Here is a 12,324-nt window from a genome sequence, read left to right as displayed (position 1 = left end):
CCCGCATACCCCCCCGAGCGATATCGCGCACACGCGTAAGGACACCCGCTTGCCAAGCAATTGGGAACCTCAACCGCTCTGCGTCGGGACGACTGCGTACGAGATCGTGGCCACCTGGGAGCCGGGCCGGATGGAGCGGGAACTCTCGAAATTTCGGGATCATTGGGCCGCCGCCTCCGGAAGCCGGGGGCTGAAACGGGATTGGCAAGCCGCTTGGCGAACATGGATCGGAAACGCGGATGAATATGGAAATCGCAGTCATCGGGGAGCGCCGGCCCAGCGCGCAAACGACATGGATGCCGCCATGCGCCAGCTCGGCTTTAGCCGATAACCCGTATCACCCGAACGGCTGGTATGCGGAATATGCCGATCGGATGCTGGCCCACGCCAAGATCGAGCCCGAGCAGCTGATTGCCCTGATCCGCCAGCGCATGGCCCCGGTCAATCAGGGCTGGCTGGCCCAACGGCTGGAGGCCCTATGGAACTCGCACAGCCATGCCGGATCGCTCAAGGCAACGGACTGGCTGAAGGAAACCGGCCGCTTGCTGGCGGACCTTCCGCATTCAGTGCTGGAAACCGCGATCGACGAAGCGGTGAAGCGCTCAGAGCGCGGTTTCATGCCCAGCGTCGGCGAAATTCGCGCGATTGCTGATCCCGAAGCCGCCAAGCTCAAGAAGCAACTCGACCGGATCATTGTGATTATCAACCGCCGGCAGCAGCCCGCACTGGCCAAGCCCGAGGAGCCCAAGCAGTGGCGGCCCAAGCCCGGTGAGACGGAAGCGATCCTTGCTGAATACGGCGTTCGCCTGCCCGGTGCATCATCGACGCGGCCCCAGACGGTCCCCACAGTCGAAGAATATATGACCGAATGCATGATCAGCCGCGAGGAAGCGGAGCGCATCGTCGCCCAGCAGAAAGCGGCTGCCACTAAGGGATCGATCGGCCAAGCATTGGGAAGGGCGTAAAAAATGAGCCGGGGGGCATGGATCATACTCCGCACAGCGGGCCGCAGCACGTTGAGCCTTGCGCAATCGCTGGTCGATCATGGCTTCGAGGCATGGACACCGACACAGACGCGAACCATTCGCGCGCCACGGTCGAAAGCCCAGACGGAAAAGCCCGTGCCGCTGATGCCCACGTTCGTGTTCGCGCGCGCTGAGCATCTGACCGATCTGGCGAGCCTTGCCGACGTAACGCTGAAGGATCACCCCGATTTCTCGGTATTCCGATATTGCGGCAGATATCCGGCTGTTTCGGACGCCGCGCTTGAGCCTCTGCGGTCTGAAGAAATCAAGACCGTGCCGAAGCACAAGCGCATCCCATTCGAGGGGGGGGATCGGGTTCGCATCCCTGAAGGCATCTTCGGCGGCATGTCCGGGATCATCGAAATGGATGACGGCCAATATGCGCTGGTGACGTTCCCAGGCTCTCGCATGCCAGTGAAGATTTCAGCTTTTCTTCTACGTGCAGATAATGCATATACTTCGGCAGTCCATTTGGACACCGCCGCTCAAGCGGCATAGCGCGAGATGCTGGTTTCGACTGCCCGCGCACCCACAGCGGGAATGCGCTTCCCGCGAAGTGCTACCGCAATTCAGCTTCAGGGCGCGAAAGCCTCCTGACCCCGCCACCAGCAGCAGCGATTCACGATCCTCCCCACGGATCGCTAGCGCATGAGTGGCGGGGAAACATCACCAACCTCAAGCCCGCCCAGCCAATGAGCAGCGGAAACGAGAGGGATCATGCCAAGAGCTTCGAAATATAGCGAGGAGATCGCGACGCGCATCTGTGATCGATTGGCAGAGGGTGAAAGCCTGCGGTCGATTTGCATTGATGAGGACATGCCCAGCCAGGGGACGGTCTTTCGTTGGCTCGCGGCAGATGCAAACGCGCCATTCCGAGAGCAGTACGCGCGCGCGAGGGAATCTCAGGCTGACGCCCTGTTCGACGAGATCTTGGACATCGCCGACGACGGCACGAACGACTGGATGGAGCGCAAAGACAGCGAAGGTGAGAACATCGGCTGGAAAGAGAATGGTGAAGCGCTCCAGCGCTCCCGTCTCCGGGTTGATGCTCGCAAGTGGATGGCGGGCAAGCTCCAGCCCAAGAAGTATGGCGAAGCTCAAACCCTGACCGTCAATCACGGTCTATCAGATGAGGCGGCCACGTGGCTGGGGTTCAAGAGCGCTTCGTAAAGGCGTGCATCGAGCGCTGGCCGGACAAGCTGGCGAGACTGCGCGACGGTTTCTATCGGATCAAGGACAAGGACGGGCGCATTGTCCCGTTCTGCATGAACGCGGATCAGGAGCGGTTCCTATCGGAGCGTCACGGCTTCGACCTGATCCTGAAGGCGAGGCAGAAGGGCTTCACCACAGTCATTCAGCTCGACATGCTGGACGACTGCTTGTTCATCCCGAACACGGCGGCGGGCATTATCGCCCACACCCGAGAGGACGCAGAGGCATTTTTCGCGGACAAGGTGAAGTTCGCATATGATGAGCTTCCGCCTGAGTTTCACAAGGTTGTCAGCGCCGAGCAGGATAGCGCCAAGAGCCTGAAGTTCTCCAACGGGTCATCGATCCGCGTTGGCACATCATTGCGGTCTGGCACATTCCAGCGCCTGCATGTGTCCGAATACGGCAAGCTCTGCGCGAAGTGGCCAGAGAAGGCGAAAGAGGTCAAGTCGGGGGCGTTCAACACCGTCCAGGCTGGTCAGCGGATCACGGTCGAGAGCACGGCAGAAGGGCACGCCGGACATTATTACGAGATGTGCAAAGCCGCACAGGACAAGCAGCGGCAAGGTGTCGAACTGACCCCGCTGGATTTCAAGTTTCACTTCGCCCCGTGGTTCACCAGTCCCGAGTATCAGCTTGCTCAGGATGTCGGCGAGACGACGCAGGATCAGGAATATTTCGCCAAGCTCGAAGGGATGGGCATCGTCCTGACCCGGCAGCAACGCGGCTGGTACGTGAAGAAGTCCGAGCAGCAGGGCGAGGACATGAAGCGCGAGTTTCCGTCCACCCCTGAGGAAGCTTTCGAGGCCAGTATCGAGGGCGCGTACCTGTCCCGGCAGATGGCCAAGCTTCGCAGTGAGGGGCGGATTTGCCGCATCCCGATCCTCGACGCGCCGGTCTACACAACGTGGGATCTCGGCATCAACGACATGATGTGCATCACGTTCTGGCAGGACGTGGGCATGGAGCGTCGGGCGATCGACTATCTGGAAGACAGTGGGGAGGGCTTCGGCTTCTATGCCCGCAAGCTGGGTGAAAAGGGCTACAACTACAGCCGCCACTACATGCCGCATGACGCGGACCATCGGCGGCTGGGTGTGGTGGCAAAGACAGCGCGGGAAAGCGCGGAGGAAGCGGGGATCAGGCCCGTCGAGGTGTTGCGCCGCATCGCTGAAGAACGCGACGGCATTGAGGCGAGCAGGGCGTTTCTGTCTCAGGTCTGGATCGACGAAGAGCGTTGTGCCCGTCTGATCACCTGCCTGGATAACTACCGGAAAGATTGGGACGACAAGCTTGGGGTCTTCAAGGATCGCCCCCGGCATGACGAGTTCAGCCACGGATACAAGTCATTCGAGAGCGCGGCGATCCGTCCCGCGCCTGTCACGGCAAGCAAGCCGATCAAGCCAAATACGAGGTGGGTTGTATGACCAGAGGAAAGCGCACGGTTCGCGTCGAAGGCGATATGAGCCGATCGATGGCCATGGCAGATAGCCGTTCGCCCTTCGCGACGGAGACCACTCCCAACGCGCGCGGGGGATACGAACATGATCATCTGGCGCAAATCATTGCCGCCTATAAATCCCGCTTCGACGACTGGTCTGACATCGCCACATGGCCGCTCGAATCCGGCCTGAAGCACATGTCCGAGAAGCTGAAGGGCTGATGGCTTCTGCCGCCGCATCGCCCAAGGCGATGGACGACAACGAGCTGGCATCGCTTCTGGCGCAGCACGAGATGCGCGCTGTCGGCTATTACAATTCCGAGATCGCCAACGAGCAGGCGCGGGCGATCGATTATTACTATGGCCGCATGGATGACGTGCCGGCCCTCGAAGGGTGTTCGTCCGTCGTCGACAACACCGTGGCGATCATGGTCGACAATGGCCTGGCATCGGTTCTCAAGCCGTTCGTCTCCGCCGACGAGGTCGTTTCGTTCACGCCACGCGGTCCCGAAGATATCGAGCAGGCCGAGCAGGCGACCGAATACGTCAACTATGTGATCAACTGTGACAACCCCGGCTTCATGATCCTCCATCACTGGTTCAAGGATGCGCTCCTGACCAAGATCGGCGTGGTCAAGGTCTGGTGGGAAGATCAGAGCCGCATGGAGCAGCGACAATACGGTGTCGATGCGGCTGGGATCGAGGCGGCTCGCGAGCAGGAGGGCTATCTCTCCGAAGAGATGGCGCCCGAGGGGCACTATGTCATCACACACGAGGTTCCGAGCCCTGATGGCCGGGTGAAGATCGAGAACGTTCCGCCCGAAGAATTCCTGATCACGCCTTATGCGCGTTCGCTCGACTGCATCTATGTCGCGCACCGGCCAACCGATTTCCGTCGCACCGATCTTCTGGAGATGGGCGTAGACCCGGAGATTGTCGAAAGCCTGCCCGCCTATGCAGGCTCGACCAACGAGGAATCGCGATCGCAGGCTCGATATCGTGACGAGGACTGGTCTTCGGGCAATCGCGACGAGAATTCGAACGACCCCAGCCAGGACGTGATCGCGGTTCTCGATGAATATGTGCGCGTTGACTATGATGGTGACGGCATCTCGGAATTGCGGCGCGTCGTCCGCGTTGATGAGGTGATCCTCTTGAATGAGGTGGTCGACGACAACCCGTTCGCGTTCATCTGCCCCGTTCCGATGCCACACAAGGTCTATGGGCTTTCGACGGCGGATCAGTCGCTCGAAGGCCAGAAGGTGGCAACCGCGGTCAAGCGGCAAACGCTCGATAACCTGTACAAGTCCAACAACCCGCGTCCTGTGATAAACGAAGGCGGCGTTGGCGACAGCACCATGGACGACCTGGGCAGCACGGCACCGGGTGCGGCCATCCGCATTCGACAGGCCGGAACGCTGGATTGGTCCGTCGTGCCGTTCTCTGCGCAGCACAGCTTCCCGATGCTCGACTATATCCAGCAGGAGACGGAGGAGCGGACGGGCTTCCAGCGCAAGGGCAATGGCTTCAACGCCGAAGCGCTGCGCAAGAACAGCCCGGATACGGCGACACAGGCGGCGATCGACGAGAACAGCCGCAACGAGCGCGCCGAGATGGTGGCGCGCATCTTCGCCGAGACTGGCGTGAAGCGCCTGTTCAAGCTGGTTCTCAAGCTTCTGGTGGCGCATCAGCCCAAGGAACGTCTTGTCCGGCTGCGCAACAAGTTCATTCCGATGGACCCACGGGGCTGGAGCCCCGACATGGATCTGGAGATCAGCGCCGGGCTGGGGATCGGCAACAAGGCGGAGCAGATCGCACAGGCGGATTCGCTGCTTCAGACGATGGCTGAGCTTCAGGCCACGCCGTACGCCTATCTCGTCGACGCGGAGAAGGTTTCGAACGCCCTGAAGCGCAAGCTGTCGGCGCTGGGGATCAAGAACGTCGAGGATTACCTCGTGGATCCGAAGACCGTTCCGCCCCCTGAGCCGCAGCCTGATCCTGAACTGCAGCTCAAACAGCAGGACCAGCAGGCTCGCCAACAGGAGAGTGCGCAGAAGATACAGCTTGCCCAGCAGGAGGCTCAGGCCAAGCTTACCCTGTCGCAACAGGAATCTGCCGCGAAGATCCAGCTGATGCGCGAAGAAGCCAGCGCAAGGCTCCAGTTCGAGCGCGATAAGGCGGCAGCTGAGCTTGATAATGACCGCATGAAGACGGCAGCCGAAATCGAATTGGCGCGCGAGAAGATGCGACAGGAAGGTGCATTGCAGGCCCAGCGCAACGCGAACGATCATGACGCGAAGCTGAGCCAGAACCGACCCGGCGGGGATCTGGACAAGTGAGCCGCTACTTCACCCGCCCGAAAGCGCTCAAGCCCCGCGCTGACTGGATCGATCTTGACGAGCCTCTGATCCCGTCGCTCACCGTTGCCGATCACGAGGCGGCAGATACAGGTCTGCTAGACGCATCGGGTGAGCCGATCATGCGTGCGCCGAATCCGATGGGCTTTGGCCGGGACAACGAGTGGTGACCCCCGAGCAGCGGGCAATACGCGCCGTCGCCGTCAAAGCCTTGCTCGATGACCCGAACGTCAGGGATGCGCTCGCCCAGATTGAGGCGGACCTGATCGCAGAATGGCGCCGCACCTTCGACGCCAATGAGCGCGACAATCTATGGCGCGCAGTGAACATCATGGATCGGCTCAAGACGTGGATGCTCTCCACCGCGAGCCACGACCTTACGGCGCTGCGGCGCACAAAGTGACCCCAGCCCGAGGGGATCGGGCATTACATGACAGGTGAATGATGACCGACACCGCCCAGCCTATGGCAGCGGAAAGCGACGGTATTGCTGAAGCGGCCAATGCTTTCAAAGTAGCTCTCGGACAAGCCGAGCCTATCGAACCGAAGCGCAATGAAAGGGGGCAGTTTGCTGCGGCGGAAGCCGAAGCGGATGAGCCCGAAGCCGAAGAAGCCACCGAGATTGAGCCCATAGAGACGGAAGTCGAAGCGGGCGACGATGGCGAGCAGGACGACGGGGCAGCCGAAGAAGAGGCCCAGCCCGGCAACGTCGAAATGCCCGCATCATGGGGTAAAGAGCAGGCCGAACATTGGGAAACGCTCCCACCCGAAACGCAGGCATTCATTGCCGAACGTGAGGGAGAGCGCGAACGAGCGGTCAACCAGAAGTTTCAGGAATCGGCCAACATGCGGCGCGCTGCCGAAGCGCAATTCATCGAGGCCCAGAATAGCCGGCAACAGCATGTCCAGGCGATCGATCAGGTGTTGAGCCTGATCGGTGCGCCGCAAGAGCCGCCTATCTCGATGCTCGACGCCAATTCAAGCGACTACGACCCGGACGGCTATCATTTAGCCAAGGCCCAGTACGGTCAGACCATCAATGCCCTGAACCAGCTCACGCAGCAGCGGCTGAACGCCGTCGCCCAGCATGAGCAGGCGCAACAGCAGGCCATTATGGCCCGTACCCAGCAGATCAATGAGTACGCCCGGCCAGCCTTTCACAAGGATGTCCCGGACGCGGCAAACCCGCAAAAGCTGCCGGCGGTCTATCAAGACCTGATCGAGTACGCGATGAGTGCGGGGGCGCCACAGGACGTTTTCGACACGCCAGTGTCGGACATGGAATGGCACATTCTCTGGAAGGCCAAGCAGTACGACAAGCTCCAGGCCGCGAAGGCGAAGGTGGGCAAAACGCCCGCACCCGAGCCGCGCAAGGCCCAGCCTGCCGTTCGTCCCGGCGTAACCACGCCACGATCAGCCGTCGAGCACGCGAGACGCGAGAAGGACTTCGCCCGGCTCCGCAAGAGCGGTTCCATCGAGGATGGGGCCGCGGTGTTCAAACATTTTCTGAAGGGCTAACGCCATGGTAAAGGTTACCAACGCGGTCGCGACCTATGACGTCACGACCAATCGCGAAGATCTCGCGGATGCGGTCTACCGCATTTCGCCCGTCGACACGCCGTTCATGTCCGCCGTTCCTCGCAGCAAAGCGAGTGCGGTGCTGCACGAATGGTCCACCGACGCGATCGACACCACCAACACGTCGAATGCTCGCCTCGAAGGTGACGCGCTGTCTCGTGCGGCGTCCACCAACCCGGCGCGCAAGCAGAACTACTGCCAGATCAGTTCGCGCGACGCGACCGTGACCGGCACGCAGCGGGCGACCAACCCCGCCGGCATCGACGACATGATGGCCTATCAGATGTCCAAGAAGAGCCTGGCGCTCCGCAAGGACATGGAAGCCATTCTCTTGGGAAACCAAGGGCAGGTGGCCGGCGACACGACCACGGCACGCAAGCTGCGCTCGTTCAATGCGTGGATTTCCGGCAACGGCTCGCGTGGTGCGGCCGGTGCGGATTCGACCGCGGCGACGGCGGCAGCGACGGACGAGACGGCGGCGGGTCTGCGGACCCTGACCGAAGCCATGCTGAAGGACGCGGTGAAAGACGCGTTCGACGATGGCGGCGAGCCCGAACTGGTGCTGGTCGGTTCGTTCAACAAGCAGATCGTGTCCGGCTTCGCTGGTCGTACCCAGCAGCAGACGATGGTTGCCAACAAGACGATCCTGGGCGCCGCGTCGCTCTATTCGTCCGACTTCGGCGATCTGAAGATCATGCCGAACCGCACGCAGCGTGGCCGCGATGCCTGGGTGGTCGATACGTCGAAGGTGGCGGTGAGCTTCCTTCGCTCGTTCGAGCCTCAGGAGATCGGTCGCGTCGGCGATGCGGTCACCCGCGATATCATCTCCGAATACACGCTGGAGATGCGTCACCCCGATGCGCACGCGCTCATCGCGGATCTGACGACCTCGTAACGGGGGCAGGGGCGGTCTTTCGGGCCCGCCCCTCTTTTTTGGGGCTTCTATGAGCAAATCCGCTCTACTCGAAATCCTCCCGGATGCTCGGCGCAAGCTGATCTACCATGAGGAAGACGGAAAAACCTACGTCGAGACGCGTCAGGACGTATCCGGCATCATCCAGGCCGCCGCGATCATCGCGGAAGAAGTGCCTGACAAGGATTTCCGCCACGCCGCTTTCATCCCGGATTCGGAGTTGAACCGCGCCTTCACGGAAGGATGGTTCCACGATCCGCAGGCCTGGAAGCGCTGGGCGAACGACCCCGTAAACGCATGCTACCGCACTTGGAAGGGCCGCCTGTGAAGATTGCTATCTGCATCCCGGTCTATGGCGACACGAAGGCGAAGTTCACGCAATCGCTCGCGAACATGCTGGTATTCACCCTTGGCGCGACGATCGAGAACGCAGCCGGTGAGCCCGTGCCGCTGGAGATCGAAACCTTCATGGTATCGTGCTCGATGCTCACAGAGAGCCGCCACCGGCTGCTGGCAGAGGCAATCCGCTGGGAGGCGGATTACATGCTGTGCCTGGACGCGGATCACACGTTCCCGGCTGATACGCTCGTTCGGCTGCTCTCGCATGGCCTGCCGGCTGTCGGCTGCAACTATGCCCGTCGCTTCACGCCTACGGCCCCCACGGCGGCCTATGAGGGCGAGGATGGCTATAGCCGCGTGCTCTACACCACGAAGGAAAAGGCGGACGCTGGCGAGGTCGAGGCGTGCGCGCATCTGGGCTTCGGGGTGCTCCTGCTCGACATGCGCATCTTCGACGCGCTCCAGCACCATGCGGAAGCGAACGGGGACGGCAATTTCCTCCCGCTGTTCAAATTCGAGCCCACCGAAAACAAGGTGGGCATGGTCGGCGAGGACGTGTTCTTCTTCCGCAAGCTCAAGGAAGCCGGCATTCGCCCGTTCGTCGACCACGCCCTGTCATGGGAGGTGGGCCACGTCTTCGAGATGGTGATCACCAACGCGACGGCCTGTGCGCATAAGGACCGCTGGGCCGAGCATCAGAAGACCCGTGGCGACAAGTTCCGCCTGAAGGCCGAAGAGATCGAGGATCGGGCAGAGGGGGAACTGGCCAGTGGCTGACCCCCAGACCTTCACCGAGCTTTGCGACGCGGTCGCGACCTGGCTTATCCGTGACGATCAGACGAATCTGATCCCGCAATATATCTCGTTCGCCGAACGCCGCTTTGGCCGCACGGTGTTCACGCCTGATCGGCAGGCGCTGGCCACACTGGTTGCGGCCGAGACGATCGCGCTGCCGGCCGATTTCGGGGGCGTGCTGAACGCCTATCTCGACGTGGATCCGAAGGTTGTGCTTGGCCCCATGCCGCAAGGCGTGCTGCGCGGCCACTATGCCGCAGCCTATACGGGACAGCCGCAGAACTATTCGATCGTCGGCAGCAACATGCTGCTCGGACCAGCCCCGGACAGCGCCTACAATGTGAAGCTGACCTATTGGCAGAAAATCACGCCGCTGAGCGCGTCGAACGCCGATAACTGGCTGCTGCTGGCTCACCCGGATCTGTATCTCGCCGGTACGCTGACCGAGGCATATCTGGTCCTTCGCGATGAACAGGCCGCATCCCTTTGGGAAAGCCGCACCGCCGCGAAGATCGAGGAAATCAACAAGGACGGGCGTCGCCACCAGTTCAGCGGCCCGCCACAGCGCATTCGCTCCGCAGTCGTCGTCTGAGGAAATCCACATGAGAGCATTCAAGCCGACCGGTCCCACGGTCAACATTGACGTGTCTGGTTCGAACCAGGAAATCGCGCTGAGCACATCGCCCGGCGATTTCGACGTGCGCGTGATGAACAACGGCACCGCAACTGTGTGGGTCACCTTCGGCGTGACAGGTGTTGTCGCCGCACTGACGACGAGCATCCCAGTCGGGCCGGGTGTGACGGAGGTGTTGCGCATCGGGCCCAAGGGTGGCGCCGTCTTTGCCCAGGCGATCGCTGCCGGTGCAACGGGCAAGATCTACTTCACTCCAGGCGAAGGCATCTAATGTCCGTCCATTGGGGCGGCCGGGGGCCAGGGCATCTCTCGCGGTGGACGAAGGCGGCGACGTCGGCTCTGTCGGTGCCTGCCGGGTTCGATTGGACGCCACCCATCACGATCTATCCGGACGGCACGACGAACTTCGTCGCGGCAGACTGGAAAGTCCCGGCGACTGCTGATGTCTGGGTCAGCACGACGGGCAACAACGCCACGGGCACAGGTTCGCAGGCCCAGCCCTATCGCGAAATCGATTACGCGCTGACGCAGGCGGCGTTGCTGTCTGATACGGACATCAACATCCGCATTCAGACGGGCACCTATACGTTCGGCCAGCACTTCAGCGGGCAGACCTGCAACAAGAACATCAATTTCATTCCCAATGGCGGGCGTGTCGTCGCGACGAACAAATTCCCGCTGACATCTTGGACGTTGGACGGGACCGGGACCTACAAAGCGACGCGCAGCACGATCGCGGCTGTCACCGATGCGCGCTATCCCGTGTCATGGCCGGATGGCGCCAGCCTGCCCATGGTTCTGGAGAAGAAGGCGAGCAAAGCCGAATGCCAGGCGCAGACGGGAAGCTGGTACACCGACAACGTCGAGGTCTGGGTGCACCTCTCGGATGAGCGCTCCCCCGATGGTGGCACAAGCGGAGATGTTTCGTGCATCTTCAACAGCGCCGGCCTCACGATGGGGCACGACAAGCACTGGTATGTCGAGAACGTCGATTTCGTCGGCGCATCGAACAGCATCGTGACGATCAACGATACGCTCGTCTCGACCAATGGCCGGCTGGTGATGGTCGATTGCACGTTGAGGCTTCAAAATCTCAATATCGGCAAGTCGATCGCGAACACCGGAATGCCGCTTCAGATTTCCAAGAATGTCCGCATTTATGGCGGCCTTGGTGACGGGTTCAACTATCATGTCGGGCCGAACAACGCGCTCGATCCGAAGATCGTCGAGATCGATTGCCATGCCTACAACATGGGAACGGCTGCCTCCGACAACACGTACAATTGCACGACTGGTCACGAATCCGCCAGGATGGTTCGGGTTAACGGTCACTACTCAGGATCGATCGGCCCAGTCATCGCCGATGTGAATTCCGCGCAGAGCTGGAACGTCAAATGCGTGGTTGGCGGCTCAACGGCTGGTTCCGACGATAGCCAGGATGCCTGTGTCCAGTCGCTCAACACCACGAAGGTTTGGGTGGACGGCTGCACGCTCTCGGGTTCGCATTACGATCTCTATGCGGGAACCGGAGCGCAGATCCGCTATCGGAACATGACCGTGTCCGGGCTAACGTCCGGCGATGTGGCGGCTTACTGATGGCGCTGCTCACCAACGATCCACGGGACATCGAGCGCTTCATTCAGGACCGACGTTCGGCGCCTGTCCGGCTCTACGAATGCGAAAGCACCAATCTCCCTGACCCCGTGAAATATCGGGGTGGGCTGATCTCCCTGACCGACCTTGGCCAGCCTGCCTATTCGGACGGCACGAACTGGTATCCCATCACCCTAGGAGCGGCGCTGTAATGGCTGACACCTATACGACCCGCAACCGCTTCCAAAAGCAGGAAGTCGGGCAACACGTCAATACGTGGGGAACCGAGCTCAACAGCAAGGGCGGTTCGGATCTCGCCGACAGCGCGTTGGATGGCGTGGAGGGTTACACACTCTCTGGCAGCAAGACGCTCACCAGCACGAACGCGACCGACAGTGAGGCGATCCAGCGGGTTCAGAACATCACGGGTGGGACGGGCG

The 12,324-nt window shown here is 61.3% G+C and carries 17 protein-coding genes; all 17 read left to right on the top strand.

Features of this window, described 5'->3' with window-relative positions:
• The first annotated feature begins 239 nt into the window (after nucleotides 1-239).
• Nucleotides 240-965 carry a hypothetical protein gene (locus tag AC3WN8_RS29730; protein ID WP_492673148.1) on the top strand — a complete coding sequence of 242 codons (726 nt, stop codon included), beginning with the start codon at nucleotides 240-242 and terminating at the stop codon, nucleotides 963-965.
• A 3-nt stretch (nucleotides 966-968) separates the two neighbouring features.
• The gene (gene nusG, locus AC3WN8_RS29725; protein WP_492673147.1) at nucleotides 969-1,523 is read left to right on the top strand and encodes a transcription termination/antitermination protein NusG; all 555 of its coding nucleotides are present in this window, start codon (nucleotides 969-971) and stop codon (nucleotides 1,521-1,523) included.
• 219 nt (nucleotides 1,524-1,742) lie between these two features.
• The gene (locus tag AC3WN8_RS29720) at nucleotides 1,743-2,195 is read left to right on the top strand and encodes a terminase small subunit-like protein (protein WP_492673146.1); all 453 of its coding nucleotides are present in this window, start codon (nucleotides 1,743-1,745) and stop codon (nucleotides 2,193-2,195) included.
• A complete protein-coding gene (locus AC3WN8_RS29715; RefSeq protein WP_492673145.1) occupies nucleotides 2,168-3,661 on the top strand; it encodes a hypothetical protein in 1,494 nt (497 codons plus the stop codon). The genes AC3WN8_RS29720 and AC3WN8_RS29715 overlap by 28 nt, the downstream gene beginning before the upstream one ends.
• Before the next feature lie 47 nt (nucleotides 3,662-3,708).
• Entirely contained in the window at nucleotides 3,709-3,897 is a 189-nt protein-coding gene (locus tag AC3WN8_RS29710; protein ID WP_492673144.1) for a hypothetical protein, read from the top strand.
• Nucleotides 3,897-6,014, top strand: coding sequence for a portal protein (locus AC3WN8_RS29705; protein WP_492673143.1), 2,118 nt, complete (start codon nucleotides 3,897-3,899; stop codon nucleotides 6,012-6,014). Before AC3WN8_RS29710 ends, AC3WN8_RS29705 begins: the two co-directional genes overlap by 1 nt.
• Complete coding sequence (locus AC3WN8_RS29700; protein WP_492673142.1) at nucleotides 6,011-6,202, top strand: hypothetical protein; 192 nt, start codon at nucleotides 6,011-6,013, stop codon at nucleotides 6,200-6,202. Before AC3WN8_RS29705 ends, AC3WN8_RS29700 begins: the two co-directional genes overlap by 4 nt.
• Nucleotides 6,199-6,435 carry a hypothetical protein gene (locus AC3WN8_RS29695; protein WP_492673141.1) on the top strand — a complete coding sequence of 79 codons (237 nt, stop codon included), beginning with the start codon at nucleotides 6,199-6,201 and terminating at the stop codon, nucleotides 6,433-6,435. The genes AC3WN8_RS29700 and AC3WN8_RS29695 overlap by 4 nt, the downstream gene beginning before the upstream one ends.
• A 38-nt stretch (nucleotides 6,436-6,473) precedes the next feature.
• Nucleotides 6,474-7,550, top strand: coding sequence for a hypothetical protein (locus AC3WN8_RS29690; protein ID WP_492673140.1), 1,077 nt, complete (start codon nucleotides 6,474-6,476; stop codon nucleotides 7,548-7,550).
• Nucleotides 7,551-7,554: 4 nt separating this feature from the next.
• Nucleotides 7,555-8,505, top strand: coding sequence for an SU10 major capsid protein (locus AC3WN8_RS29685; RefSeq protein ID WP_492673139.1), 951 nt, complete (start codon nucleotides 7,555-7,557; stop codon nucleotides 8,503-8,505).
• A gap of 49 nt (nucleotides 8,506-8,554) precedes the next feature.
• Nucleotides 8,555-8,851: a hypothetical protein gene (locus AC3WN8_RS29680; RefSeq protein ID WP_492673138.1), complete on the top strand. Its 297-nt coding sequence runs from the start codon at nucleotides 8,555-8,557 to the stop codon at nucleotides 8,849-8,851.
• Nucleotides 8,833-9,639 carry a hypothetical protein gene (locus AC3WN8_RS29675; RefSeq protein WP_492673137.1) on the top strand — a complete coding sequence of 269 codons (807 nt, stop codon included), beginning with the start codon at nucleotides 8,833-8,835 and terminating at the stop codon, nucleotides 9,637-9,639. The genes AC3WN8_RS29680 and AC3WN8_RS29675 overlap by 19 nt, the downstream gene beginning before the upstream one ends.
• Nucleotides 9,632-10,249, top strand: coding sequence for a phage adaptor protein (locus AC3WN8_RS29670; RefSeq protein WP_492673136.1), 618 nt, complete (start codon nucleotides 9,632-9,634; stop codon nucleotides 10,247-10,249). Before AC3WN8_RS29675 ends, AC3WN8_RS29670 begins: the two co-directional genes overlap by 8 nt.
• 10 nt (nucleotides 10,250-10,259) lie before the next feature.
• The gene (locus AC3WN8_RS29665) at nucleotides 10,260-10,562 is read left to right on the top strand and encodes a hypothetical protein (protein ID WP_492673135.1); all 303 of its coding nucleotides are present in this window, start codon (nucleotides 10,260-10,262) and stop codon (nucleotides 10,560-10,562) included.
• Nucleotides 10,562-11,887, top strand: coding sequence for a hypothetical protein (locus AC3WN8_RS29660; RefSeq protein WP_492673134.1), 1,326 nt, complete (start codon nucleotides 10,562-10,564; stop codon nucleotides 11,885-11,887). Before AC3WN8_RS29665 ends, AC3WN8_RS29660 begins: the two co-directional genes overlap by 1 nt.
• Nucleotides 11,887-12,096, top strand: coding sequence for a hypothetical protein (locus AC3WN8_RS29655; protein WP_492673133.1), 210 nt, complete (start codon nucleotides 11,887-11,889; stop codon nucleotides 12,094-12,096). The genes AC3WN8_RS29660 and AC3WN8_RS29655 overlap by 1 nt, the downstream gene beginning before the upstream one ends.
• A partial coding sequence (locus tag AC3WN8_RS29650; protein ID WP_492673132.1) for a hypothetical protein occupies nucleotides 12,096-12,324 on the top strand: 229 nt, incomplete at its 3' end. The genes AC3WN8_RS29655 and AC3WN8_RS29650, both read left to right, overlap by 1 nt.

Source organism: Sphingobium sp. FW305-3-2-15-F-TSA7 (genome assembly GCF_058787155.1).
Note: the sequence above shows the minus strand (reverse complement) of the source record. Positions and strands in the feature narration are given on the sequence as shown.

What these genes read in the sequence shown, in the direction of transcription:
- AC3WN8_RS29730 (WP_492673148.1), top strand. Translation starts at nt 240, where the DNA reads ATGAATATGGAAATCGCAGTCATCGGGGAGCGCCGGCCCAGCGCGCAA.
- nusG (WP_492673147.1), top strand. Translation starts at nt 969, where the DNA reads ATGAGCCGGGGGGCATGGATCATACTCCGCACAGCGGGCCGCAGCACG.
- AC3WN8_RS29720 (WP_492673146.1), top strand. Translation starts at nt 1,743, where the DNA reads ATGCCAAGAGCTTCGAAATATAGCGAGGAGATCGCGACGCGCATCTGT.
- AC3WN8_RS29710 (WP_492673144.1), top strand. Translation starts at nt 3,709, where the DNA reads ATGGCCATGGCAGATAGCCGTTCGCCCTTCGCGACGGAGACCACTCCC.
- AC3WN8_RS29705 (WP_492673143.1), top strand. Translation starts at nt 3,897, where the DNA reads ATGGCTTCTGCCGCCGCATCGCCCAAGGCGATGGACGACAACGAGCTG.
- AC3WN8_RS29690 (WP_492673140.1), top strand. Translation starts at nt 6,474, where the DNA reads ATGATGACCGACACCGCCCAGCCTATGGCAGCGGAAAGCGACGGTATT.
- AC3WN8_RS29685 (WP_492673139.1), top strand. Translation starts at nt 7,555, where the DNA reads ATGGTAAAGGTTACCAACGCGGTCGCGACCTATGACGTCACGACCAAT.
- AC3WN8_RS29680 (WP_492673138.1), top strand. Translation starts at nt 8,555, where the DNA reads ATGAGCAAATCCGCTCTACTCGAAATCCTCCCGGATGCTCGGCGCAAG.
- AC3WN8_RS29665 (WP_492673135.1), top strand. Translation starts at nt 10,260, where the DNA reads ATGAGAGCATTCAAGCCGACCGGTCCCACGGTCAACATTGACGTGTCT.
- AC3WN8_RS29660 (WP_492673134.1), top strand. Translation starts at nt 10,562, where the DNA reads ATGTCCGTCCATTGGGGCGGCCGGGGGCCAGGGCATCTCTCGCGGTGG.
- AC3WN8_RS29655 (WP_492673133.1), top strand. Translation starts at nt 11,887, where the DNA reads ATGGCGCTGCTCACCAACGATCCACGGGACATCGAGCGCTTCATTCAG.